The organism is Xanthomonas sp. NCPPB 2586 (assembly GCF_041475775.2).
In the GTDB taxonomy this organism is placed as follows: domain Bacteria; phylum Pseudomonadota; class Gammaproteobacteria; order Xanthomonadales; family Xanthomonadaceae; genus Xanthomonas; species Xanthomonas campestris.
Map to the genome: position 1 here is coordinate 1 of NZ_CM192981.1, position 23,315 is coordinate 23,315.

Consider the following 23,315-nt stretch of genomic DNA (forward strand, 5'->3'; position numbering starts at 1 on the left):
ATGGATGCTTGGCCCCGCTGTCTGGAACGTCTCGAAGCTGAATTCCCGCCCGAAGATGTCCACACCTGGTTGAAACCCCTGCAGGCCGAAGATCGCGGCGACAGCATCGTGCTGTACGCGCCGAACGCCTTCATTGTTGAGCAGGTCCGCGAGCGATACCTGCCGCGCATCCGCGAGTTGCTGGCATATTTCGCCGGCAATGGCGAGGTGGCGCTGGCGGTCGGCTCCCGTCCGCGTGCGCCGGAGCCGCTGCCGGCACCGCAAGCCGTCGCCAGTGCGCCGGCGGCCGCGCCGATCGTGCCCTTCGCCGGCAACCTGGATTCGCATTACACCTTTGCCAACTTCGTGGAAGGCCGCAGCAACCAGCTCGGTCTGGCCGCGGCGATCCAGGCCGCGCAGAAGCCGGGCGACCGTGCACACAACCCGTTACTGCTGTACGGCAGCACCGGGCTGGGCAAGACCCACCTGATGTTCGCGGCCGGCAACGCGCTGCGCCAGGCCAATCCGGCGGCCAAGGTGATGTACCTGCGCTCGGAACAGTTCTTCAGCGCGATGATCCGCGCGTTGCAGGACAAGGCAATGGACCAGTTCAAGCGCCAGTTCCAGCAGATCGATGCGCTGCTGATCGACGACATCCAGTTTTTTGCCGGCAAGGACCGCACGCAGGAGGAGTTTTTCCACACCTTCAACGCGCTGTTCGACGGCCGCCAGCAGATCATCCTGACCTGCGACCGCTATCCGCGCGAAGTCGAGGGCCTGGAGCCGCGGCTGAAGTCGCGCCTGGCCTGGGGCCTGTCGGTGGCGATCGACCCGCCGGATTTCGAGACGCGTGCGGCAATCGTGCTGGCCAAGGCGCGCGAGCGCGGCGCCGAGATTCCCGACGACGTGGCGTTTCTGATCGCCAAGAAGATGCGCTCGAACGTGCGCGACCTGGAAGGGGCGCTCAACACGTTGGTGGCCCGCGCCAACTTCACTGGCCGTTCGATCACCGTGGAGTTTGCGCAGGAGACGCTGCGTGACCTGTTGCGTGCGCAGCAGCAGGCGATCGGCATTCCCAACATCCAGAAGACCGTGGCCGACTACTACGGCCTGCAGATGAAGGACCTGCTTTCCAAGCGCCGCACCCGCTCATTGGCGCGCCCGCGCCAGGTGGCGATGGCGCTCGCCAAGGAGTTGACCGAGCACAGCCTTCCCGAGATCGGCGATGCGTTTGCCGGCCGCGACCACACCACCGTGCTGCACGCCTGCCGGCAGATCCGCACGCTGATGGAGGCCGACGGCAAGCTGCGCGAGGACTGGGAAAAGCTGATTCGCAAGCTCAGCGAGTGAGCGTTTGGCGCCCTTTTCGCCCGGCTTGGAAAAAAGCGTGGATGAGTTGGGGCCAAATGCGGGAGAATCTGTGGATAAATGCGGCTGCAGCGTTGAGGCGGAAACTATCCACAGGTTTTCCCACCGCTCCAGGGGCACTAGTCCATAGACTTTGAAGCTCAAAATGGTCTTTGGAAACAATACGTTAGTGTGGTTGTCCGCCGAAAACGGCCCTACCATCACCACCAAGCTTTTGATTTATTCCACATCTTTAAAGCATAGGGGCACGGAACCACATGCGTTTCACACTGCAGCGCGAAGCCTTCCTCAAGCCGTTGGCCCAGGTGGTCAATGTCGTCGAACGGCGTCAGACATTGCCGGTACTGGCGAACTTGCTGGTGCAGGTGAACAACGGCCAGCTGTCGCTGACGGGGACCGACCTGGAAGTCGAAATGATCTCGCGCACCATGGTCGAGGACGCCCAGGACGGCGAAACCACGATCCCGGCGCGCAAGCTGTTCGACATCCTGCGGGCCCTGCCTGACGGCAGCCGCGTCACCGTCTCGCAGACCGGAGACAAGGTTACGGTGCAGGCCGGGCGCAGCCGCTTTACGCTCGCCACGCTACCGGCCAACGACTTCCCGTCGGTGGACGAAGTCGAGGCCACCGAGCGTGTGGCGGTGCCGGAAGCCGGGCTGAAGGAGCTGATGGAGCGCACGGCGTTCGCGATGGCCCAGCAGGACGTGCGTTATTACCTCAACGGCCTGCTGTTCGACCTGCGCGATGGCCTGCTGCGCTGCGTGGCCACCGATGGTCACCGCCTGGCACTGTGCGAGACCGAGCTGGAAAAGTCCGGTAGCGCGAAGCGCCAGATCATCGTGCCGCGCAAGGGCGTGACCGAGCTGCTGCGCCTGCTGGAGGCGGCTGATCGCGATGTCGAGCTGGAGCTGGGCCGTAGCCATATCCGTGTCAAGCGCGGCGATGTCACCTTCACCTCGAAGCTGATCGACGGCCGTTTTCCGGATTACGAGGCGGTGATACCGATCGGCGCGGACCGTGAGGTCAAGGTGGACCGCGAGGCGCTGCGTGCGTCACTGCAGCGTGCGGCGATTCTGTCGAACGAAAAGTACCGCGGCGTTCGCGTCGAAGTATCGCCGGGCCAGCTGAAAATCAGCGCGCACAACCCGGAGCAGGAAGAAGCGCAGGAAGAGATCGAGGCCGATACCAAGGTCGATGATCTGGCCATCGGCTTCAACGTGAACTATCTGCTGGACGCGCTCTCTGCACTGCGCGACGAGCATGTGGTGATCCAGCTGCGCGATGCCAATTCGTCGGCGCTGGTGCGTGAGGCTAGCAGTGAGAAGTCCCGCCACGTCGTGATGCCGTTGCGTCTCTGACGCTGCGTTCCACGTGGAACACGAAGGGGCCCGGCTTACGCCGGGCTTTTTTGTGGGCCAAGGAAAATTGAGACAAAGGGCTCGCTGCCATCGACGTGCCTGCCGGCGTACTCTGTGTTTCTCAAGCCAATGTGCCTTGGTTTGCGGTCTGAGATGTCGTGAACGACCGTTGCTGCGAAGTCATGCGGATTGGCTGGGCAGCGAGCTTCCGCGCACGCAGGATCGACTGATGACTGATGACTGATGACTGGTGTCCCGTGTCACGTGGCAATGGGGGGATATCGCGGGCTTGCTCTTGGCTGGCTCTGAAGACGTAAGAGCCATCACGAGCAATCAGGGAAGCGATTATCTGCTCTCTTCCAATCACGGCTCGAAAGCACTCGTGGTCTCGTGGCTAGAACACGGCGGCTATCGGCACACGCTCTCTGCCTCGGGTCGACCTGCTCCGTAGAGACCTGAGATCGTCACTTGGTGAGGGAACATCATAGACACAGGGAACCAGGGAGCGAACAAGAGACTAGGTATTCTGCAAAAGAGTTTCGTGCGATTAGAGCACGGCTTCGGAAGGCACTTTTGAGTTATGCACAACGCTCAAAGCTTTTAAATCTAGATAAATCTTAAAGGCTTGGTGGTGATGGTAGGGCCAGATTTCGCCGAAAAGTAGGTTAAGCATCTGTTCTTAAACACTTTTGTGGCCTTGAAACCCTGTGTCTAGACCCGCTCAAACGCCCTGATTACCTGTGGATAAGCGAAACGGCCGCCATGGGCATTAAAACTGTCCACAACTTGTCCCCAGTTTGTCGCCGCGTGACGGAAACGTTTGCCGCAGCATGTCCACTGCCGATCACGTATGCTCCGCCCCGTCCGATGCCGGACTTCAAGGCCAAGCAGACCGATCGATGCATGTAGCGCGGTTGTCCATCCATCGACTTCGTCGCTTCGAAGCAGTCGAGTTTCATCCAGCCAGCACGTTGAATCTGTTGACCGGCGACAACGGTGCCGGCAAGACCAGCGTGCTTGAAGCCCTGCATGTCATGGCCTACGGGCGCAGCTTTCGTGGCCGGGTGCGGGACGGGTTGATCCGCCAGGGTGGGCAGGATCTGGAAATCTTCGTTGAATGGCGCGAACGTGCGGGCGACAGCACCGAGCGCACACGCCGTGCCGGCCTGCGGCACAGCGGGCAGGAATGGACCGGCCGCCTGGATGGCGAGGACGTAGCCCAACTCGGGTCGCTGTGTGCCGCACTTGCGGTGGTGACTTTCGAGCCTGGCAGCCATGTGCTGATCAGCGGTGGCGGCGAACCACGGCGGCGTTTCCTGGATTGGGGCTTGTTCCACGTGGAACCTGACTTTCTGGCGCTGTGGCGTCGGTACGCGCGCGCACTCAAGCAGCGCAACGCCTTACTCAAACAGGGCGCACAGCCGCAGATGCTGGATGCTTGGGATCACGAACTGGCCGAATCTGGCGAAACCCTCACCTCTCGGCGGCTGCAGTACCTTGAGCGGCTGCAGGAACGCCTGGTCCCGGTCGCAACGGCCATTGCCCCCTCGCTTGGCCTGTCTGCACTGACGTTCGCACCCGGCTGGCGCCGCCACGAGGTTTCGTTGGCGGATGCCCTGCTGCTCGCCCGCGAACGCGACCGCCAGAACGGCTACACCTCGCAGGGCCCGCACCGGGCCGACTGGGCGCCGTTGTTCGACGCTCTGCCCGGCAAGGACGCGCTCTCACGGGGGCAGGCCAAGCTTACGGCGCTGGCCTGCCTGCTCGCCCAGGCGGAGGATTTCGCCCATGAGCGTGGCGAGTGGCCCATCATGGCGCTGGATGATCTGGGTTCCGAGTTGGACCGTCATCATCAGGCCCGGGTAATACAACGATTGGCGAGCGCCCCGGCGCAGGTGCTGATTACCGCAACTGAACTTCCCCCCGGACTGGCCGACGCCGGCAAGACCCTGCACCGGTTCCACGTGGAACACGGTCAGTTGGTGCCACAACCGCTGCCGACTGATCCGCCGCGGCTGGCATGAGCCGGCTGGTATAATTGCCGCGCTATCCCCCTTTTCCCACGCGCGATACGGCTTCCGCCGTCCTCGTGCGTGTTGTGGAGCCAACGGCACGCGCATGACCGACGAACAAACCACACCGCCAACACCCAACGGCACCTACGACTCCAGCAAGATCACCGTGCTGCGTGGCCTCGAAGCCGTCCGCAAGCGCCCCGGCATGTACATCGGCGATGTGCACGACGGCACCGGCCTGCACCACATGGTGTTCGAGGTGGTCGACAATTCGGTCGACGAGGCCCTGGCGGGCCACGCCGATGACATCGTGGTCAAGATCCACGTGGATGGCTCGGTAGCGGTGTCGGACAACGGCCGCGGCGTTCCGGTGGACATCCACAAGGAAGAAGGCGTTTCCGCAGCCGAGGTGATCCTCACCGTGCTGCACGCCGGCGGCAAGTTCGACGACAACAGCTACAAAGTGTCCGGCGGCCTGCACGGCGTGGGCGTCTCGGTGGTCAACGCGCTGTCCGAGCACCTGTGGCTGGATATCTGGCGCGACGGCTTCCACTACCAGCAGGAATATGCGCTGGGTGAGCCGCAGTACCCGCTCAAGCAGCTGGAAGCCTCGACCAAGCGCGGCACCACGCTGCGCTTCAAGCCGGCGGTGGAGATCTTCAGCGACGTCGAGTTTCATTACGACATCCTGGCGCGCCGCCTACGCGAGCTTTCGTTCCTCAACTCCGGCGTCAAGATTGCGCTGATCGACGAGCGCGGCGAAGGCCGGCGCGACGATTTCCACTACGAAGGCGGCATTCGCAGCTTCGTGGAGCATCTGGCCCAGCTCAAGACCCCGCTGCACCCGAACGTGATTTCGGTGACCGGCGAGCACAACGGCATCGTGGTGGACGTGGCCCTGCAATGGACCGACGCCTACCAGGAAACCATGTATTGCTTCACCAATAACATCCCGCAGAAGGATGGCGGCACGCATCTGGCCGGCTTCCGCGGCGCGTTGACGCGCGTGCTGAGCAACTACATCGAGCAGAACGGCATCGCCAAGCAGGCAAAGATCACCCTGACCGGCGACGACATGCGCGAAGGCATGATCGCAGTGCTGTCGGTGAAGGTGCCCGACCCCAGCTTCTCCTCGCAGACCAAGGAAAAACTGGTCAGCTCGGACGTGCGCCCGGCGGTGGAAAATGCCTTCGGTGCGCGCCTGCAGGAATTCCTGCAGGAAAATCCGAACGAAGCCAAGGCCATCACCGGCAAGATCGTCGATGCCGCCCGTGCCCGTGAAGCCGCCCGCAAGGCGCGCGATCTGACCCGCCGCAAGGGCGCGCTGGATATCGCCGGCCTGCCGGGCAAGCTGGCCGATTGCCAGGAAAAGGATCCGGCGCTGTCCGAGCTGTTCATCGTCGAGGGTGACTCGGCAGGTGGCTCGGCCAAGCAGGGCCGCAACCGCAAGAACCAGGCGGTGCTGCCGCTGCGCGGCAAGATCCTCAACGTCGAACGCGCGCGCTTCGATCGCATGCTGGCCTCCGACCAGGTGGGCACGCTGATCACCGCGCTGGGCACCGGCATCGGCCGCGACGAGTACAACCCGGACAAGCTGCGCTACCACCGCATCATCCTGATGACCGACGCCGACGTGGACGGCTCGCACATCCGCACGCTGCTGCTCACGTTCTTCTACCGGCAGATGCCGGAGCTGATCGAGCGCGGCTACATCTACATCGGCCTGCCGCCGCTGTACAAGCTCAAGCAGGGCAAGAGCGAGCTGTATCTCAAGGACGACGCCGCGCTCAACGCCTACCTGGCCAGCAGCGCGGTCGAAGGTGCAGCGCTGATCCCGGCCAGCGACGAGCCGCCGATCACCGGCGAGGCGCTGGAAAAACTGCTGCTGTTGTTCGCTGGCGCCAAGGAGGCCATTGCCCGCAATGCCCACCGCTACGACCCGGCGCTGTTGACCGCGTTGATCGATCTGCCGCCGCTGGACGTGGTGCAGCTGCAGGCCGAAGGCGACGTGCATCCCACGCTGGATGCGCTGCAGGCAGTGCTCAATCGCGGCACCCTGGGCACGGCGCGCTATCACCTGCGCTTCGACCCGGCCACCGACAGTGCCGCCGCCTCGCTGGTGTCGGTGCGCAAGCACATGGGCGAGGAATTCACCCAGGTGCTGCCGATGGGCGCGTTCGAAAGTGGTGAGCTGCGTCCGCTGCGCGAGGTTGCGCTGGCCCTGCATGGCTTGGTGCGCGAAGGCGCGCAGATCCTGCGTGGCAACAAGAGCCACCCGATCACCAGCTTTGCGCAGGCGCAGGCCTGGCTGCTGGAAGAAGCTAAGCGGGGCCGCCAGGTGCAGCGCTTCAAGGGCCTGGGCGAAATGAACGCCGAGCAGTTGTGGGAAACCACGGTCAATCCGGACACGCGGCGCCTGCTGCAGGTGCGCATTGAAGACGCCGTGGCGGCCGACCAGATCTTCAGCACCTTGATGGGCGATGTGGTGGAACCGCGCCGCGACTTCATCGAGGACAACGCGCTGAAGGTTTCCAACCTGGATATCTGATCCGCCGTTTGCACCGCCGCATCGCCACGCGCGATGTGGCGGTGCAAGCCGGCCTGCAGGGATGACGATGAGCGCAGTTCTTCCGCCTTCCCCGGCGCCGGTTTCGGTGCCCGGTCCACCGTCACTGCGGTCCGCCGTGCTCGGTTTCTGCATCGATCTGCTGATCGCCATCGGCCTGTTGCTGCTGTTGAGCGTGGCCGGCTTTGCGGTGTGGGGCTTTCTGCGCAGCATGGGCGAGGTGCAGGCCGTGCGTGCGCAGGGCGGCAGCCCCTCCCCGGCCGCGATCATGGCCGCCATCGGCCAACCGGGCGTCATGGTGCAGCTGCTGATCGCGTTGGTCAGCACCGCGACTCCGGCGGTGCTGCTGTACTTCTGGCGTCGCCGTGCCACGCCCGCCGAACAGGCCACGTCGCGTGCCGCAATCCGGCGCCGGTCGACCTGGGGCTGGATTGCGGCCGTGGCCGCCGGCGTGTTCATGCTCAGCAATCTGGTCAGCGTTCTGGCCTCGGCGCTGGGCATCAAGCCGGTGCCGACCAACCTGCCGCTGATGGAAGAAGCCATCAAGCAATGGCCGCTGGCGCTGGTCGTCTTTGCAGTCGCCATTGCGCCTGCCTACGAAGAACTGCTGTTCCGGCGCGTGTTGTTCGGGCGTCTGCTGGCGGCCGGGCGGCCGTGGCTGGGCGTGGTGCTCAGCAGCCTGACCTTCGCCCTGGTGCATGAAGTGCCCGGCATCAGCGGCAATGGCGTGGTTGCCATCGCCCAACTGTGGCTGGTCTACGGCGGCATGGGCGCGGCGTTTGCATGGCTGTATTGGCGCACCGGCACGCTGTGGGCGCCGATCCTGGCGCATGGCATCAACAACGCGACCGCCCTGGCAGCCCTGTACTTTTTTGGTCTCGGCTGACCCGCTTGACGAAAAGTTAAGACGACCCTGCCAAAATGCCCCCAGGGTTCAAGGGGGATTGAATGAAAGCCAGGTTGTTGATCGTTGTTGCCGTCCTCGCGTTGACGGCGTGCGCCACCACTACTTCGCCAACCGGCCGCCGTCAGGTGGTAGGCGGCGTGACGCAAGACCAGCTCGACAAGCTTGGCGCGGAGTCCTTTGCGCAGACCAAGGCCAAGGAAAAGGTCAGCACCGACGGCAAGCAAAACGCTTACGTGCAGTGCGTGGTCAACGCCCTGGTCGCACAGCTGCCGCCGCAATGGCGCGAGACTCGTTGGGAGACCGCGCTGTTTGTCGACGACGAAGCCAATGCCTTCGCCCTGCCCGGTGGCAAGGTCGGTGTGAACACCGGCATCTTCACCGTGGCCAAGACCCAGGATCAGCTGGCCGCCGTGCTCGGGCATGAAATCGGGCACGTAATCTCGCGCCACCACGAAGAACGCATCACCCGCCAGCTCGGCGCCCAGACCGGCCTGGGCATTATCGGCGCGCTGGCCGGCGCGGCCTACGGCGATGGTGCCGCCAGTGCGGTGAACCAGGTCGGCGGCATGACCGCGCAAACCGTGTTCCTGCTGCCCGGCTCACGCACCCAGGAAAGCGAGGCCGACGTGGTGGGCCAGCGTCTGATGGCGCAAGCCGGCTTCGACCCGGCCCAGGCGGTGAGCCTGTGGCAGAACATGATGGCCGCCAGCGGTAACCGTCAGCCGCAGTGGTTGTCCACCCACCCGGATCCGGCCAACCGCATCCGTGAGCTGCAGGCCGACGTCAATGCCCTGCAACCGGTATATCAGCAGGCCCGACAGGACGGTCGAGTGCCCCGTTGTGGGTAATGGCGCCGATGCTGCACCACAGCACGGAAACCGTTTTCGGGAACTGAGACTTTCTGCTAAGTTTGCCGGCTCAGAATTTTCGTACAGCTTCCATTCCGCTTTTCGTACCGCCCAACGGCGGCTCGTCCGAGGTGAATCATGAAACTGCTCAACCGCAAGCACGCCCTGTTGTCCCTGATCATCGCCGCATCGCTGGGCGGGGCTGTCGTTACCGATGCGGTCGCGCAGTCGGACCGCTCGACCGAGCGGGCCAACCGCAAGTCCAAGAACAGCGGCAAGGCCGAAGAGCTGTACCCGCAATCCACCCGCACCGCGCCGACCATCAAGCCGTCGTCCAAGCTGGGCAGCAAGCTGCAGAAGCTGATCGAAACCTTCAACAAGGGCGAGGATTTCCCTGCGGTGCGGGCACAGGCCGACGAGATCCTGGCCAACAGCGCTGCCAACGAGGCCGACAAGGCGCTGGCCGGCCAGCTGGCCGCCCAGGCGGCGTACAACATGGACGACACCGCCGCTGCCAAGACCTATCTGCAGCAGGCCATCGCACTGAACGCGCTGGACAACAACGGCCAGTTCCAGTCGATGCTGATGCTGGCGCAGCTGCAGTTGCAGGATGACCAGCAGGCCGAAGGTCTGGCCACGCTGGACAAGTACCTGGACGAGAGCAAGTCGCAGCGCCCGGAAGATCTGATCCTCAAGGGCCAGGCGCTGTACCAGGCCGAGCGCTACAAGGAAGCCATTCCGGTGCTCAAGCAGGCCATCGCCGCCTCGCCCGAACCCAAGGACACGTGGAACCAGCTGCTGATGGCGTCCTACGCCGAAGCCGGCCAGACCGGTGAAGCCGTGGCCGCCGCCGAAGCGCTGGCCGCCAAGACGCCCAACGACAAGAAGGCCCAGCTCAATCTGGCCAGCATGTACATGCAGGCCGACCAGATGGACAAGGCGGCCGGGGTGATGGACAAGCTGCGCGCCTCCGGTCAGCTGACCGAAGAGAAGGAATACAAGCAGCTGTACTCGATCTACGCCAACACCGAGAACAAGGAAAAGGACGTCATCGCCGTCATCACCGAGGGCATGCAGAAGGGCATTCTCAAGCCTGACTACCAGACCTACCTCGCGTTGGCGCAGTCGTACTACTACAGCGAAGACGTGCCGAAGGCGATCGAGAATTGGCAGAAGGCCGCCCCCCTCTCCAAGGACGGCGAGACCTATCTGAATCTGGCCAAGGTGCTGCATTCGGAAGGACGCATCCCCGAGGCCAAGCAGGCCGCACAGCAGGCGATCGCCAAGGGTGTTAAAAAACCCGAAGACGCCAAGAAGATCATCAATCTGAAGTAAAAAAAGAAAATAAACCCCCGAAATCCCTGTGTTTTTAGTGGTTACAGGACTCGGGATTGGTATAAGCTTGGGAGTTCCTGCGGTGTCAAAGCCGTCCGAAAACCTGGGGATCATCACAGTGATCCGGGCCCCCACTGAAAGAGCCATTGGCGCATGACGGAACAACTCGTTATCCACAGGCATGACTATGATGCCGGGAACCAGGGTCTGAGCTGGGCCCGCATTATCGGCATTGCTTTCGTAATTGCCCTGCACCTTACTGCATTGATGATGTTGCTGATCCCTGCAGTCGCGCCGAAGGCTCCGGCCGAGAAGGAGCGCACCACCATGGTCACCTTGGTGGATGCACCGCCTCCTCCCCCGCCGCCGCCGCCGCCGCCGCCGCCGGAAGACAAGCCGCCACCGCCGGTCAAGAATCTGTCGCCGCCGAAGCCGTCACCGGTTCCGCCGCCGCCGGAAGCTCCGGTGGTCGACGTTCCCGAACCGCGTCCGAGCGATATCGTCACGCCGCCGAGCCCGCCAGCTCCGCCGGCTCCACCGAGTGACATCGGTGCCAGCGTCGATATCTCGTCCAAGAACATGAACCCACCGAAGTACCCGCCGGCCGCGTTCCGTGCCGGTGTCCAAGGTGAGGTCATCCTGATCGTGGATGTGGATGCCAACGGCAACGTGACCAATGTGTCGGTCGAAAAGTCCAGCCGCAACCGCGACCTTGACCGTGCCGCGATGGACGCAGCACGCAAGTGGAAGTTCAACGCCTCCACTGTCAATGGGCAGAAAGCCGCCGGCCGCGTCCGCGTCCCGGTCAACTTTGCTCTGAACTGATCCACGGGCCGGCTGCGGCCGGCCCAGGATCCTGTCTTCCTTTCGCTCCACCCTTCATCACCACACACAACAAAGGTAAGCGTCATGCTGCAGGAATTCGTTATCGCCGCCGCTGCAGGGGGCTCCAATCCGTCGGCCGCTCTTTCGCAGATGGGCTTTGAGCACCTGATCACCGAAATGACTTCCAGCCCCGGCGACTTCGCCGTGTCCTGGGTCGTTCTGATCACCCTGATCGCCATGTCCGCTGCCTCCTGGTACTGGACTGTCATCAACATCTTCCGCGCCACCCGTCTGAAGAGCGCGGCTGACCGCGTCACCACAGCGTTCTGGGATGCCCCGAATGCACAGGACGCCATCCGCGCCATGGAAGAGCAGCCGGCTTCCGAGCCGTTCTCCAAGATCGCACTGGATGCAGCCCAGGCTGCTGCGCACCACCAGCGTGCCGAAGGCAGCACCGGCGGTATGGGCGAGAGCCTGAGCCGTTCGGAGTTCGTCGACCGCGCCCTGCGTCAGGCCGTGACCCGCGAAAGCACCAAGCTGCAGTCGGGCATGACCCTGCTGGCGACCGTCGGTGCAACCGCGCCGTTCGTCGGTCTGCTCGGTACCGTGTGGGGCATCTACGGCGCGCTGATCAAGATCGGTGCAACCGGTTCGGCCTCCATCGACGCCGTTGCCGGCCCGGTGGGTGAAGCGCTGATCATGACCGCGATCGGTCTGTTCGTCGCAATCCCGGCCGTGTTCGCGTTCAACTTCTTCTCCAAGGTCAACAGCTCGGTGATCGCCAAGTTCGACACCTTTGCCCACGACCTGCACGACTTCTTCGCCACCGGTTCGCGCGTTCGCTAATCCGGTAGTAAAGAACGCCTTCGCAACGATTTAGACGGAGCCCGTTATGGCCTTCAGTAGTGGAAACAGCGGCGGCCCGATGGCCGACATCAATGTGACGCCCCTCGTGGACGTCATGTTGGTGCTGCTGATCATCTTCATCATTACGGCACCGCTGATGTCCCACAAGGTCAAGGTGGAGCTGCCAGAGGCCAACTTGATCCAGAAGGAAGATGCGGAGAAGCGCGCCGCACCGATCACCCTGGCCGTCAAGGAAGACGGGTCGCTGTACTGGAACGACGAGCCGATCTCCAAGGAAGCCCTGGAGTCGCGCCTGTCCACCGCAGCACAGCAGACCCCGCAACCGCCGCTCAACTTGCGCGGCGACCGCACCACCAAGATGCGTACGATCAACGAGATCACCAAGATCGCGCAGGGTCAGGGCATGTTGGACGTCGGCTTCGTTGCAACCAAAGAGAAGGGGCAGTAAGCCATGGCATTCAGTACCGGTGGAAACCGCGGCCCAATGGCCGACATCAACGTCACGCCCCTCGTGGACGTGATGTTGGTGCTGCTGATCATCTTCATCGTGACCGCGCCGATCATGACCTACCCGATCGCCGTGGATCTGCCGCAGCGGGTGCTCAACCCGCCACCGCAGACGACCGAACCGCCGCCGCCGATCGAATTGCGGATCGACGCCAGCAACCAGGTGTTCTGGAACAACAGCCCGACCCCGGTCGCGCAGTTGCAGCAGAAGATGGAAGAAGTGGTGCAGGCCGATCCAACCAATCAGCCGGAGCTGCGCATCGATGCCAACGAGGATGCTGAGTACGAGGTGATGGCCAAGGTCCTCGCCGCGGCGAAGAACTCGCAGATGAAGAAAATCGGCTTCATGCAGTAAGACATCGCACGACCGCAACACAACAGTCATGACGCGACTGCAACGCCACCGGAAACGGTGGCGTTTTTTTGTGCGGCGATGACGCGAGGGTGCTGCGCATGCGCCTTCGATGCTGCCGATCAAATAGTGGATGCAATCGATGCGTCGTCGTTGATCCACGCGTGCGGACGGCAGCGATGCGATGTTGAAACGGCCTCGCTGATGAAGCGTTGTTTGGAAGTCATCGCCACGCTGTTGGTTTCTGTAGGTGTAGCGGTGCGTCTGATGCAGGCAATGCTCAAGGCATCTTGCGCTGCGTACCTATCAAGTGAGTCTTGAGAAAGACGCGCATTGCGATCAGTCGGCAAGCAATCGCACTAGCCGCAGATCGCTTCTATCGCATCGCATCGAACGCGATGCGTTATCGCCGAGATGCATACAGAGATGCGCTAAGTAGTGCCGCGCACACGCAACGAGCTTGTGACGCGTTCTTGCGATTTCCGTGACCAACGAAACAGCTGACACGTGCATTCGAACGTGTGTGCAGTGGCTTGATGGGATGCCTTGATGAGATGACATGCAGAGCGAAGTTCGCATGAGATCGACGAACGCTCACACATGCAAACCTGACGTGCGTGTCTGCACATTCCGGTCCACATCTCATCGTCATTCGTCTTGGGTATATCTTCTCTCGAAGTGCGGAGCATGCAGTTTCGTTAGGACCTGATTCCGCCCAACGCGCGCCACCTGCTGGCGTCGGCTGTGGCAACACCCAAGCAGCAAGCGCCATCCAATGTGTAAATAGTGAAGCGATGGATGACATGCCGAGCGGCATTCGCATGCGATCTGCGGACGCTCATACATTCAAACCTGACATCCATCTAGAAACGCACTTCACTCCACCCAAACGCATCCGCCTTTTGGGCAACTTCTTCTTGAACATCGAATCTGATGCCTAGTCGGCGCTGAGTCCCTCAATGCTTGCAACATCATGTTGCCGAATCCAAACGCTCGTGGCCACTTCAAGTATGGAGAGGCACGGGCTGAGTGGGTACGAAAGTGCTTGGGCGAAGCGCGATTGCACGCATCGCAAGCTCGACTGCGCGGCCGATGCGCATGACGGACGCGCAGCTGCATGTTGCGTGGACTGCGCGCGGCTCGCTAAATCCCGTGCCTAGGCTGCTGTGGCTGCGCCGTTAGCTATGATCGACAGGTAGGCGCGCACGGTCGGTTCCAGGCCCTGATACAGCGCCTCGCCGATCAAGGCGTGGCCGATCGAGACCTCCATGACGCCGGGAACGCCGGCCAGAAAATCGGCCAGGTTGTGCTGGGACAGATCGTGGCCAGCATTGATGCCCAGGCCGGCCGCGTGGGCACGCCTTGCGGCATCGGCGAACAGGGCCAGGGACGGTTGCGCTTGGCCGTGGTGATGGGCCTCGGCATACGGGCCGGTGTACAGCTCGATGCGATCGGCACCCAGCGCGGCCGCCTGCGCAATCTCCGGATTGCCGGCATCCACGAACAAACTCACGCGGCAGCCCACGGCCTTGAAGGCGGCAATCACCGGCGCCAGCCGCGCGCCATCGCGGGCGAAGTCTACGCCATGGTCGGATGTGAGTTGGCCGTCGCCATCCGGCACCAGGGTGACCTGTTGCGGCCGCGTGGCCTGGCAGAGTTCCAGCAAGCCCGGATAGCCCGCGCGCGGCGGGGCGAACGGATTGCCCTCGATGTTGAATTCCACGCCATGCGTGCGCGTCAGTGTGCTGAGCGCGTAGACATCGTCAGCGCGGATATGCCGTTGGTCCGGGCGCGGATGCACGGTGATGCCCTGGGCGCCGGCTGCAATGCAGCTGCGCGCGGCCTGCACCACATCCGGGTCCTGACCGCCGCGCGAATTGCGCAGCACCGCGATCTTGTTGACGTTGACGCTGAGGTGAGTGCTCACGCGCTGCTCAGGCCTGCGGCTCGCCGTCGCGCGCGGCCGTCAGTGCAGCGGCCTTGCGGGCGTCGGCCAGTTCGCGCAGCCGGCGCAGTTCGGCCGGGTCGATCATGCTGCCGGTGTCGCGCTGGGTATCGCCCATGCGTGCGGCGAACCAGCCGCGGGTCCACAGCAGCAACAGCAGCAGTGCCACCAGCAGCGACACCACCAGCAACCACACATGCGGCGTGCTGAAGGCCAGTACCAGTGCACCCAGTGCCATAAGCAGAAACAGCCAGTGCATGACGAGCTCCCCGTTGAGTGGCGGCAGTGTAGCGCTGCGCCCGGCGTGGTTCCACGTGGGGCGCAGCGCGGTGGTCAGAGCAGCGGCGACAGCAGCCGCGCGAAGGCTTCCGGCAGGCGCGAGCGCCAGAACGGCCGGCGCAGGTTGAAGCGCACTTCCTGCGCCTGGGCCATGTCGGTGCCAATCATGCCGGCGAGCTCGGCGGCCACAGCCTGGTCGCGGAACAGCATCGACAGCTCGAAGTTCAGCCGGAAGCTGCGGCTATCGAAATTGGCGCTGCCGACGATGCAGACATCGTCGTCGGCGATCAGCGCCTTGGTGTGCAACATGCGCGGGCCGTACTCGTAGATGCGCACGCCGGCCTCCAGCAGTTCATCGAAATACGAACGCGCGGCATAGGTGACCAGGCGCGAATCGCTGACGCGCGGAATCAGCAGGCGCACGTCCAGCCCGCCCAGCGCCGCGGAGGTGAGCGCCATGCGCGCGGCCTCGCCCGGCACGAAGTACGGCGTGACCAGCCAGACCCGATGCCTGGCCTCGTGGATGGCGGCCACCATCAGCCGGTGGATCGCCTCCCAGGACGAATCCGGGCCGGACACCAGCACCTGCGCATCGATGCTGCCCTGCTTGCGGGTGGGCACATCCTCCGGCCACAGTTGTTGGCCATGGAAGGCGCCCTGGGCCTGGCGGGTGGCGTAGAGCCAGTCCTCCAGGAACACCAGCTGCAGGCTGCGCACCACGTGGCCCTGCAGACGCACATGCAGGTCGCGAAACGCGTCGGGGCGAACCTGTTCGTTCTCTTCGTCGGTGACATTGATGCCGCCGGTGAACGCGATGCGGCCGTCGATGACGATCAACTTGCGGTGCGTGCGCAGGTTCAACCACGGGCGCTTGAACGGCTTGAGCAGCTGGGTGGGATGGAACCAGGCGGTCTCCACGCCGGCCGCACGCAGCGTGCGCAAGGTGCGCCGGGTCATCGCCGAGGAGCCGACCGCATCCATCAACAGCCGCACCTTGACCCCCGCCCGCGCGCGCTCCATCAAGGCCTCGCAGATCGGCATGCCGCTGCGGTCGGGCTGGAAAATGTAGTACTCCAGGTGGATGTGGTCGCGCGCGCGCGTGATCGCCTCGATGATCGCCGCATAGGTGGACGCGCCATCCACCAGCCACAGCGCTTCGGTGGCGCTGCTTGGGGCCAGGCCGGTGGTGGATTGGGCGATCTTGGCCAGCTCGGTGCAATCGGCATCGGGCGGACACACGCTGCTGTAGCTTTCCATGCCCGAACGCGACCGCCCGCGGCGTAGACGCTGGCGTTTGACCTTCTGCGGGCCCAGCCAGTAGTAGATCAGCAGGCCCAGATACGGCAGCGCGGCCAGCGACAGCACCCAGCTCAGCGTGGCCACCGGCTCGCGCTTCTGCAGGATGATCCAGCTGACGATCCACAGCAGATACAGCACGTAGGCGGCGAAGAGGAGCGCTTTGAGGTGGGGAATGTCGGCCAGCCAATCCCACGCGCCCTGTGCAAGTGCGAGCATGCGCGGATTCTACGGCGCACACGCTGTGCTGCGATGACTGCCGGCTGCTGCCCTGGCGATCCTGGTAGCACATGCACGGGAAAGCTGCGGATTAGGGCTCAATGAGCGAAGGCACGTCTTGTTTTCGGTATGGGGGCTACCGAACGTCGTGCTGCAGTGCCCGTTGCCGAGGCGAGCGCTCTACTCAGACATTGCAGGCAGCACATCGAACACGAAGGCTGAACCTTCATCCGTGCAGCGGGCTGATCCCAGCAGGTGAGACGCGGCCGCCGTAGCATGCCGGCATGGCAAGCGCGATCAAGGGCCGGGGTGCGACCGGCCATCTGCCCGGACGGTTCGAGGTCACCACGCCGCAGGCGGTGGACGATGGCTGGCACGTGGACGACAGCGACGAGTTCGCTGCGCCCACATTGCGCACCCAGGTCACCGATGAGACCGTGCGCAGCATCATCAGCCGCAACCAGTCGCCGGACATCGGGTTCTCGCAGTCGGTCAATCCGTATCGCGGCTGCGAGCATGGCTGCAGCTACTGTTTCGCCCGGCCCTCGCATGCCTACCTCAACCTCTCGCCGGGGCTGGACTTCGAAACGCGGCTGTTCGCCAAGACCAATGCGCCGGAGCTGCTGCGCCGCGAACTGGCGCGGCCCAGTTACGTGCCCAGCCCGATCGCACTGGGCATCAACACCGACGCCTACCAGCCGATCGAGCGCAAGCGCGGGTTGACCCGGCAGTTGATCGAAGTGCTGTGGGAGGCGCGGCACCCGTTCACGCTGATCACCAAGAGCGCCCTGGTCACGCGGGATCTGGATTTGCTGGCCCCGCTGGCGCGCGCGCGCTTGGTCAATGTGCACTTCTCGGTGACCACGCTGGATCCGCATCTGTCGGCCAGGCTGGAACCGCGTGCGTCCGCGCCGCATGCGCGCCTGCGCGCGATGCGCAGCCTGCACGAGGCCGGCGTGCCGGTCGGGGTGATGGCCGCGCCGGTGATCCCGTGGATCAACGATCACGAGCTGGAAGCGATCCTGCAGGCCGCCGCCGATGCCGGCGCCAGCAGTGCCGGTTACGTGCTGCTGCGCCTGCCGCACGAGGTGGCGCCGTTGTTCCGCGAGTGGCTACAGACCCATCACCCGCAGCGCGCCGAGCACGTGATGAGTACCATCGCCCAGCTGCGCGGCGGCAAGGACTACGACAGCACCTTCGGCACCCGCATGCGCGGCCAGGGCGTGTACGCGGACCTGCTGGCGCGCCGCTTCGCGCTGGCGCATCGCCGCGCCGGCTTCGACACCCGCCGCCCCCCGCCATTGGATACCGAACAATTCCGCCGCCCTGCGCCGCCGCCCAAGCCGGTCAAGGACTCGCCGCAGGGGCAGCTGTTTTAGAGCGGGGAATCGGGAGTGGGGATTGGGGATTGGGGATTCGCAACGGCGAGAGCCACCGCAACAGCGCAGGTCTGCTGGTGCGATTCTCCATTGCCGATTCCCTATTCCCCGCCGTACAGCGCCTGCGCCGATTGGAACAAAATCCAGCTGGTGGCGATGAACTTGTCGCCGCCGACCGGGCGGTTGCCGCGGTGGGTGTGGGTGAAGGCGGTGGGGGCGATCAGCAGGCTGCCGGTGCGTGGACGCGCCTTGCGGTGCTGGAACAGGAATTCGGTCTCGCCCTGTTCGAACTCTTCGTTGAGATACAGCGTCCACAGCAAATGTCGGTGCAGGGTCTCGGCACCGGCGTCGCGCGGATACAGTTCGCAGTGCCAGTACGGGTAGCCGCCCTGGTCGGCCAGATACCACTGCAGGTTGATGGCGCCCGGGCGCAGGCAGGTGCGCGCCAGGTCGCTCAAGGCCGCATCGCTCATCTGCGCGATGTCCTCGGCGACCAACCGATGCGGAGTGCCGTCTGCGGTGGTGACCTGCAGCATCAATGGCGAAATCAACGCCTGCGGATACTGCCGCAGGTAGCGGAGCAGGCCCTCGAAGACGGCGTGTTGCAGGCGGTTTTCCACCGCCGTCCAGTCGGCCAGGCCGCTGATGCGCAGATCGCGGCTGTGCTTGAGGTCGGGGAACACGCCGCTGCCGATGCGGCCCGGCTGCAGCTGCTGGCTGTCGCGCATGCGTTGCACGATCGCCGCACAGTCGTCGCGCGAAACGGCATCGTCGGTGATCTGGATGAAGTCGGGTTGGTCCATACGCAGGACCATAGCAACGTCATCGCTGTGCTGCACAGCCCTGTGTGCCGGTGCGGCACGCTCACGCAAGCGGCGTCTGAGCAGCGTCGATGATCGTCGCGCTGCGCAACGGCGAGTCCAGAGCGATGTCGTGCCATTGGTGTGGTGTTGATGCTCGCGGCGGCGCACCGCAATCAGCGGCAACATGCAGGAGCGACGATGCATCACTGGCTGCAACGCGAGGTCGCGCAACTCGCCTGTTCCTTAAAAGCAAAGTGGCTGTTGCGCATGCGCGCAAGGTCGGCGGTGCGGTTGCGCTGCACTAACCTTCGGCCGGGATCTTCGCGCCGACATGGGGAGGCCCTGGATTGTGCATCGCCAAGTTCCCGTGCGTGCCACTGCGCGAGTCGCTATCTGCCACGCCGTGGCGCGATGTACTGCCGCCACAGCCAGAAAAACAGTGCTCGGGCTTTGATCGACTTTTACAGCGCATTCGCAGCCGCGCCTCAATGCGAAACCTCCATTGAGACGACGCCCTGCGCCTCCGCCAGCTCACAGATGCCAGCTTGCCACGGCACCTCGAATCCAGGCCATGCAGATACCTGCGCCCAACAAAAAACCCCGCCGAAGCGGGGTTTTTCGTACGTCATGCAGCAGCGGCGATCAGAACTTGTAGTTGATCGATGCGGCCAGCACGTCGCCGTGCACCTTGTAGCTGCCGGCCAGCGCGTTGCCGGTGGCAGTGGTGGTGTCGCTGGTCGGATCGCTGGTGAACAGGTGCGTGTAGCCGAAGTTGTACTCGGCCTGCTGCGACGGACGCCAGCTCAGACCCAGCGACACCCACTTGCGGCTCGCGTCCGGCACGCGCACGTCACGGTGCTCGGCGGTGGTCGGGGTCTGGTCATACGCCACACCGCCACGCAGGGTCAGCGTCTCGCTCATGCGGTAGTCGGCACCGATCGAGGCGAAGGTGGTGTCGCGGTAGGAGAAGTCCAGCACGCTGTTGGGCTGATTGGAGGCGAAGTCCACGGTCACCTGGTCGAACTTGCTCCAGGCGGTACGGGTGACGTCGGCCATGATCGACCACTGCTCGTTCACGTTGTGGGTGAAGCTGGCGGTGGCGCTGGCGGGCAGGGTCACGGTGGCGCGGCCCTTGGTGTCGATGAAGGTGCCCGGTGCGGCGACGCCCAGCGCGGCAGCGGCATTACCCGGCACGGTGAAGTCGGCGTCGCCGTCGGTGATCTTGTGCTCCACTTCCGAGCGGTAGCTGAAGCCGATGTGGGTGTTCTCATCGATGCTGAACAAGCCGCCGAGGGTGAAGCCCACTTCGGTGCTGTCGCCCTTGATGCGCGAGTAGCCATCGGCGCTGCCCGGCGCGAAGCCCGGTGCGCGACGCGCGGCCAGGATGCTGCCGAAGTCCACCGCGTTGCCCAGGTCGATATCCAGACGCTCGGCGAACACCGAGGCGCCGAACGACACGTAGGGGTTCACGTCGTACGAGAACGCGACGTTGAAGTCGATCGCCTGCAGCTCGGTCTTGGTGCCGTGGTAGCGGCCGGTCCAGTCGCGGTCGTATTCGGTCTTGAAGCCGAACGGCACGGTCAGCGACGTACCCAGGTGCATGTTGTTGTTCTCACCGAACGGCACGTGGAAATACGCTGCCGGGACCGGCGCGATCATGCCCGCGTCGCCGCCGTTACCGCCGGAGATCGGGGCGCCGTTGGCGTAGCTGCCGCCTTCGCCCTGGTACTTGGCCGAGAAGCTGATGGCGCTGACGTCGGCCTGGAACAGGCGGCCGTCCAGCTGGCGCATGCCGGCCGGGTTGTTGGCGATGATCGATGCGTCGTCCGGGGCGCTGCCCGAACCTGCGAAGGCGCGGCCGAGGCCCTTGGCGCTGTTTTCCTTCAGCTGGAAGGCGGCACCGTGTGCCTGGCCAACGGCCAGCACGCCGGCAATACCAACGGCCAGCAGGGTGGCGCGGCTGAGAGTGGAAGCGGTAGACATGAGTTGTTGCTCTCCGGAATAAAGACTGCAGTGGTCGGTACAGCGCCCGCGCCCAGTGGCCAACGTGGCCCCTGGAGCGCGCCGGAGACCCCCCCCCGACATACGACGCCGTACGCAGTATAACCACGACGATTAACCGAACAATAACGAAGTGCGCGTTATTAGCCCGGTCAGGTTAGGGGTGGGTTCAGGACGGTGAACCCGCTATTGTGCCACTCCGATGTTTGTCTCGATCCCCTCCCGCAAGAAATCCGCGCCGCGCTGGGCGGTGCCGCTGCTGTTCGCGGCCGTCTGGCTGGCCTATCTGTGGTCGATCAGCCGCCCCACCGAGGCGCGCAATACGCTGTGGCTGGACTGGGGCGCGCTGTCCAGCGGCGTCTCCAATCTCGGCGACTGGTGGGCCACCTTGCGCGACGGCAGCGTGCTGCGCCTGTTCACCGCGCTGTTCCTGCACGCGGATTGGTCGCACCTGCTGGGCAACCTGGTGTTCCTGCTGATCTTCGGGCTGCCGGCCGAGCGCATCCTCGGGCCCTGGCGGTTGTTGCTGCTGTTCTTGCTGGGCGGCGCGGCCTCCAACCTGGCGGCGATCTTCGCCATCGGCACACCGGACCGGGTGATCATCGGCGCCTCCGGTGCGGTGTCGGCGTTGATCGGCACCTATCTGGCGCTGTTTCCTGGCGCCAAGCTCGGCGTGGTGCTGCCGCTGGGCGTGTTCCTGGAATTCATCCGCGTGCCGGCGCCATTGTTGATCGGTGCGTGGGCGGTGCTGCAGGTGGTGTTTGCCTATATCGGCCCGGCCTTCGGCATGGTGGCGTGGTCGGCGCACATTGCCGGTTTCGTGTTCGGCATCGTCTATGGGTTGTATGTGCGCGCGGCGATCGCGCGGCGGCTGCGCAAGCGCCACGGGTTCTAGCGCCCTGCCCTGCGCCTATAATCGCCGCATGTCCAAGCCCTTGTACAAAGTCACCTTCCTCAATCACGGCAAGGTGTACGAGCTCTACGCCCAGCACGTCACCGGCAGCCATCTGTGGGGCTTCAACCAGATCAGCGAGCTGGTGTTCGACGTGCATGACGGGTTGGTGGTCGACCCCACCGAAGAGCGCCTGCGCGAAGAGTTCGGCAACACCAAGGTGTTGCACCTGCCGATGCAGAGCATCGTGCGCATCGAGGAAGTGGAAAAGAAGGGGCAGTCGGTGATCCGCGATGCCACCACCGGCGACAAGGTGGTCACCCCGTTCCCGCTGCCGACCAAGCCACGCTGATGCGCATTCTGGTGCCGGACGATTACCAGGGCGCCGTGCGCGCCCTGCCCTGCCTGCAGCGACTGCAGGGCCATGAAGTGCAGGTGCTGGGCGCGCTGGCCACCGATCCCAACGAATGGGCCGAGCGGCTGGTGGAAGCTGATGCGCTGGTATTGATCCGCGAACGTACCCGCGTGGACGCCACATTGCTGCGGCGCCTGCCACGATTGAAGCTGATCAGCCAGACCGGCCGCATCGGCCCGCATGTGGATGTGGCGGCCTGCACCGAGTTCGGCGTGGCGGTCACCGAAGGCGTGGGCTCGCCGGTCGCGCCGGCCGAGTTGACCTGGGCGTTGATCCTGTCCGCCAGCCGGCGCCTGACCGAATACCAGCGCGCCCTGCATCAAGGCCGCTGGCAGGCGCTAGGCGATTCCGCGTTGGGGCGTACCTTGCATGGGCGCACGCTGGGCATCTGGAGCTACGGCCGTATCGGCCAACGCGTGGCCGCATTCGGGCGGGCGTTTGGCATGCACGTGCTGGTGTGGGGCGGTGAAGTGTCGTGCGCGCAGGCGGCGCGCGATGGCTATGCAATCGCCGACAGCCGAGAGGCTTTGTTCGAACGCAGCGATGTGCTGTCGCTGCACCGGCGCCTGAGCGCGCAGACCCGGCATGACGTGACCACCGCCGACCTGCTGCGCATGCGCCCCGACGCGTTGCTGGTCAACACCAGCCGCGCAGAGCTGATCGCACCGGGCGCGTTGATCGCGGCCCTGGACGCCGGCCGCCCCGGGCACGCCGCCGTGGATGTGTTCGAGCGCGAACCGGTCCTGGATGCGCGCGACCCGCTGCTGCAACACCCGCGCGTGCTGGCCACCCCGCACCTGGGCTATGTGGAACGCGACAGCTACGCGGCTTACTTCGAGGCCGCATTCGACAACGTGCTGGCGTTCGCTGCTGGCACACCGCGCAACCTGGTCAATCCTGAGGCGTTGCTGGTTGCGCGTTAGGGTGTGAGGTTGCGTGGTTGCGTTGCGGATTGCTGCTGCGCCGTCGCTGCCGACGTCTCATGCGCGAACGGCTCGTCATCACCCGCTCTCCTAGAGTGATGTAGCGAAAACAGCTGCAGCAATACGCATGTGTCCATGCGGCTTCCCGCAAGCACGCGTCGTGGTCCTGCGATGCACCGTGCGCCCAAGAGGCACGACCGCATGTCTTGCTGGCCATCAATGACCTGCAGGGAGCA

21 protein-coding genes are annotated in these 23,315 nt (G+C 64.3%); 16 read left to right on the forward strand and 5 right to left on the reverse strand.

Annotation, left to right across the window (positions count from 1 at the left end):
• The 11 genes from dnaA to ACCQ09_RS00055 all read left to right on the forward strand — a co-directional run bounded on the left by dnaA (position 1) and on the right by ACCQ09_RS00055 (position 12,930).
• Positions 1–1,329, forward strand: coding sequence for a chromosomal replication initiator protein DnaA (gene dnaA, locus ACCQ09_RS00005; protein ID WP_011035259.1), 1,329 nt, complete (start codon positions 1–3; stop codon positions 1,327–1,329).
• A gap of 275 nt (positions 1,330–1,604) precedes the next feature.
• The gene (gene dnaN, locus ACCQ09_RS00010; protein WP_011035260.1) at positions 1,605–2,705 is read left to right on the forward strand and encodes a DNA polymerase III subunit beta; all 1,101 of its coding nucleotides are present in this window, start codon (positions 1,605–1,607) and stop codon (positions 2,703–2,705) included.
• Positions 2,706–3,604: 899 nt separating this feature from the next.
• Positions 3,605–4,729 carry a DNA replication/repair protein RecF gene (recF, locus tag ACCQ09_RS00015; protein ID WP_016945034.1) on the forward strand — a complete coding sequence of 375 codons (1,125 nt, stop codon included), beginning with the start codon at positions 3,605–3,607 and terminating at the stop codon, positions 4,727–4,729.
• A gap of 94 nt (positions 4,730–4,823) precedes the next feature.
• Positions 4,824–7,268 carry a DNA topoisomerase (ATP-hydrolyzing) subunit B gene (gene gyrB / locus ACCQ09_RS00020; RefSeq protein WP_011035262.1) on the forward strand — a complete coding sequence of 815 codons (2,445 nt, stop codon included), beginning with the start codon at positions 4,824–4,826 and terminating at the stop codon, positions 7,266–7,268.
• 67 nt (positions 7,269–7,335) lie between these two features.
• Positions 7,336–8,172, forward strand: coding sequence for a CPBP family intramembrane glutamic endopeptidase (locus ACCQ09_RS00025; RefSeq protein WP_012436860.1), 837 nt, complete (start codon positions 7,336–7,338; stop codon positions 8,170–8,172).
• A gap of 62 nt (positions 8,173–8,234) precedes the next feature.
• The gene (locus tag ACCQ09_RS00030; protein WP_011035264.1) at positions 8,235–9,041 is read left to right on the forward strand and encodes a M48 family metallopeptidase; all 807 of its coding nucleotides are present in this window, start codon (positions 8,235–8,237) and stop codon (positions 9,039–9,041) included.
• Positions 9,042–9,179: 138 nt separating this feature from the next.
• The gene (locus ACCQ09_RS00035) at positions 9,180–10,376 is read left to right on the forward strand and encodes a tetratricopeptide repeat protein (RefSeq protein ID WP_011035265.1); all 1,197 of its coding nucleotides are present in this window, start codon (positions 9,180–9,182) and stop codon (positions 10,374–10,376) included.
• 153 nt (positions 10,377–10,529) lie between these two features.
• Positions 10,530–11,201 (forward strand): energy transducer TonB, encoded by a 672-nt coding sequence (locus ACCQ09_RS00040; RefSeq protein ID WP_011035266.1) that lies wholly within the window; start codon positions 10,530–10,532, stop codon positions 11,199–11,201.
• A gap of 84 nt (positions 11,202–11,285) precedes the next feature.
• Complete coding sequence (exbB, locus tag ACCQ09_RS00045) at positions 11,286–12,047, forward strand: TonB-system energizer ExbB (RefSeq protein WP_011035267.1); 762 nt, start codon at positions 11,286–11,288, stop codon at positions 12,045–12,047.
• Between the two features lie 46 nt (positions 12,048–12,093).
• Positions 12,094–12,516, forward strand: a complete 423-nt coding sequence (locus ACCQ09_RS00050) for an ExbD/TolR family protein (protein ID WP_011035268.1) — start codon at positions 12,094–12,096, stop codon at positions 12,514–12,516.
• 3 nt (positions 12,517–12,519) lie between these two features.
• Complete coding sequence (locus ACCQ09_RS00055; RefSeq protein ID WP_011035269.1) at positions 12,520–12,930, forward strand: ExbD/TolR family protein; 411 nt, start codon at positions 12,520–12,522, stop codon at positions 12,928–12,930.
• Between the two features lie 1,153 nt (positions 12,931–14,083).
• On the opposite strand, the gene ACCQ09_RS00060 is transcribed toward ACCQ09_RS00055, so the two are convergent.
• From ACCQ09_RS00060 to cls, 3 genes are all read right to left on the reverse strand, one after another.
• Positions 14,084–14,854: a pyridoxine 5'-phosphate synthase gene (locus tag ACCQ09_RS00060; protein WP_075285107.1), complete on the reverse strand. Its 771-nt coding sequence runs from the start codon at positions 14,852–14,854 to the stop codon at positions 14,084–14,086.
• A gap of 7 nt (positions 14,855–14,861) precedes the next feature.
• Positions 14,862–15,131, reverse strand: coding sequence for a hypothetical protein (locus ACCQ09_RS00065; RefSeq protein WP_075285108.1), 270 nt, complete (start codon positions 15,129–15,131; stop codon positions 14,862–14,864).
• A gap of 74 nt (positions 15,132–15,205) precedes the next feature.
• Positions 15,206–16,666 (reverse strand): cardiolipin synthase, encoded by a 1,461-nt coding sequence (cls, locus tag ACCQ09_RS00070; protein WP_100665555.1) that lies wholly within the window; start codon positions 16,664–16,666, stop codon positions 15,206–15,208.
• Positions 16,667–16,950: 284 nt separating this feature from the next.
• Here cls and ACCQ09_RS00075 point away from each other — a divergent pair, with 284 nt between their 5' ends.
• On the forward strand, positions 16,951–18,045 hold the full coding sequence (locus ACCQ09_RS00075; protein WP_228428167.1) for a PA0069 family radical SAM protein: 1,095 nt from the start codon (positions 16,951–16,953) through the stop codon (positions 18,043–18,045).
• Between the two features lie 101 nt (positions 18,046–18,146).
• Here the strand turns inward: ACCQ09_RS00075 and ACCQ09_RS00080 are convergent, their stop codons facing one another.
• On the reverse strand, positions 18,147–18,848 hold the full coding sequence (locus ACCQ09_RS00080; protein WP_040942184.1) for a 2OG-Fe(II) oxygenase: 702 nt from the start codon (positions 18,846–18,848) through the stop codon (positions 18,147–18,149).
• 89 nt (positions 18,849–18,937) lie between these two features.
• On the opposite strand from ACCQ09_RS00080, the gene ACCQ09_RS00085 reads away from it, so the two are divergent.
• Entirely contained in the window at positions 18,938–19,153 is a 216-nt protein-coding gene (locus tag ACCQ09_RS00085) for a hypothetical protein (protein WP_162866340.1), read from the forward strand.
• Between the two features lie 337 nt (positions 19,154–19,490).
• On the opposite strand, the gene ACCQ09_RS00090 is transcribed toward ACCQ09_RS00085, so the two are convergent.
• Positions 19,491–20,831 carry an outer membrane protein transport protein gene (locus ACCQ09_RS00090; RefSeq protein WP_040940264.1) on the reverse strand — a complete coding sequence of 447 codons (1,341 nt, stop codon included), beginning with the start codon at positions 20,829–20,831 and terminating at the stop codon, positions 19,491–19,493.
• Positions 20,832–21,051: 220 nt separating this feature from the next.
• Here ACCQ09_RS00090 and ACCQ09_RS00095 point away from each other — a divergent pair, with 220 nt between their 5' ends.
• The 3 genes from ACCQ09_RS00095 to ACCQ09_RS00105 are packed head-to-tail and all read left to right on the forward strand — an operon-like array spanning position 21,052 to position 23,079.
• The gene (locus ACCQ09_RS00095) at positions 21,052–21,744 is read left to right on the forward strand and encodes a rhomboid family intramembrane serine protease (RefSeq protein WP_012436869.1); all 693 of its coding nucleotides are present in this window, start codon (positions 21,052–21,054) and stop codon (positions 21,742–21,744) included.
• A gap of 28 nt (positions 21,745–21,772) precedes the next feature.
• Positions 21,773–22,093, forward strand: a complete 321-nt coding sequence (locus tag ACCQ09_RS00100) for a DUF1820 family protein (protein WP_011035277.1) — start codon at positions 21,773–21,775, stop codon at positions 22,091–22,093.
• Positions 22,093–23,079: a D-2-hydroxyacid dehydrogenase family protein gene (locus ACCQ09_RS00105; RefSeq protein ID WP_011035278.1), complete on the forward strand. Its 987-nt coding sequence runs from the start codon at positions 22,093–22,095 to the stop codon at positions 23,077–23,079. The genes ACCQ09_RS00100 and ACCQ09_RS00105 overlap by 1 nt, the downstream gene beginning before the upstream one ends.
• The last annotated feature ends 236 nt before the right edge of the window (positions 23,080–23,315 follow it).

What these genes read in the sequence shown, in the direction of transcription:
- dnaA (WP_011035259.1), top strand. Translation starts at nt 1, where the DNA reads ATGGATGCTTGGCCCCGCTGTCTGGAACGTCTCGAAGCTGAATTCCCG.
- dnaN (WP_011035260.1), top strand. Translation starts at nt 1,605, where the DNA reads ATGCGTTTCACACTGCAGCGCGAAGCCTTCCTCAAGCCGTTGGCCCAG.
- recF (WP_016945034.1), top strand. Translation starts at nt 3,605, where the DNA reads ATGCATGTAGCGCGGTTGTCCATCCATCGACTTCGTCGCTTCGAAGCA.
- gyrB (WP_011035262.1), top strand. Translation starts at nt 4,824, where the DNA reads ATGACCGACGAACAAACCACACCGCCAACACCCAACGGCACCTACGAC.
- ACCQ09_RS00025 (WP_012436860.1), top strand. Translation starts at nt 7,336, where the DNA reads ATGAGCGCAGTTCTTCCGCCTTCCCCGGCGCCGGTTTCGGTGCCCGGT.
- ACCQ09_RS00030 (WP_011035264.1), top strand. Translation starts at nt 8,235, where the DNA reads ATGAAAGCCAGGTTGTTGATCGTTGTTGCCGTCCTCGCGTTGACGGCG.
- ACCQ09_RS00035 (WP_011035265.1), top strand. Translation starts at nt 9,180, where the DNA reads ATGAAACTGCTCAACCGCAAGCACGCCCTGTTGTCCCTGATCATCGCC.
- ACCQ09_RS00040 (WP_011035266.1), top strand. Translation starts at nt 10,530, where the DNA reads ATGACGGAACAACTCGTTATCCACAGGCATGACTATGATGCCGGGAAC.
- exbB (WP_011035267.1), top strand. Translation starts at nt 11,286, where the DNA reads ATGCTGCAGGAATTCGTTATCGCCGCCGCTGCAGGGGGCTCCAATCCG.
- ACCQ09_RS00050 (WP_011035268.1), top strand. Translation starts at nt 12,094, where the DNA reads ATGGCCTTCAGTAGTGGAAACAGCGGCGGCCCGATGGCCGACATCAAT.
- ACCQ09_RS00055 (WP_011035269.1), top strand. Translation starts at nt 12,520, where the DNA reads ATGGCATTCAGTACCGGTGGAAACCGCGGCCCAATGGCCGACATCAAC.
- ACCQ09_RS00065 (WP_075285108.1), bottom strand. Translation starts at nt 15,131, where the DNA reads ATGCACTGGCTGTTTCTGCTTATGGCACTGGGTGCACTGGTACTGGCC.
- cls (WP_100665555.1), bottom strand. Translation starts at nt 16,666, where the DNA reads ATGCTCGCACTTGCACAGGGCGCGTGGGATTGGCTGGCCGACATTCCC.
- ACCQ09_RS00075 (WP_228428167.1), top strand. Translation starts at nt 16,951, where the DNA reads ATGGCAAGCGCGATCAAGGGCCGGGGTGCGACCGGCCATCTGCCCGGA.
- ACCQ09_RS00080 (WP_040942184.1), bottom strand. Translation starts at nt 18,848, where the DNA reads ATGGACCAACCCGACTTCATCCAGATCACCGACGATGCCGTTTCGCGC.
- ACCQ09_RS00085 (WP_162866340.1), top strand. Translation starts at nt 18,938, where the DNA reads ATGATCGTCGCGCTGCGCAACGGCGAGTCCAGAGCGATGTCGTGCCAT.
- ACCQ09_RS00090 (WP_040940264.1), bottom strand. Translation starts at nt 20,831, where the DNA reads ATGTCTACCGCTTCCACTCTCAGCCGCGCCACCCTGCTGGCCGTTGGT.
- ACCQ09_RS00095 (WP_012436869.1), top strand. Translation starts at nt 21,052, where the DNA reads ATGTTTGTCTCGATCCCCTCCCGCAAGAAATCCGCGCCGCGCTGGGCG.
- ACCQ09_RS00100 (WP_011035277.1), top strand. Translation starts at nt 21,773, where the DNA reads ATGTCCAAGCCCTTGTACAAAGTCACCTTCCTCAATCACGGCAAGGTG.
- ACCQ09_RS00105 (WP_011035278.1), top strand. Translation starts at nt 22,093, where the DNA reads ATGCGCATTCTGGTGCCGGACGATTACCAGGGCGCCGTGCGCGCCCTG.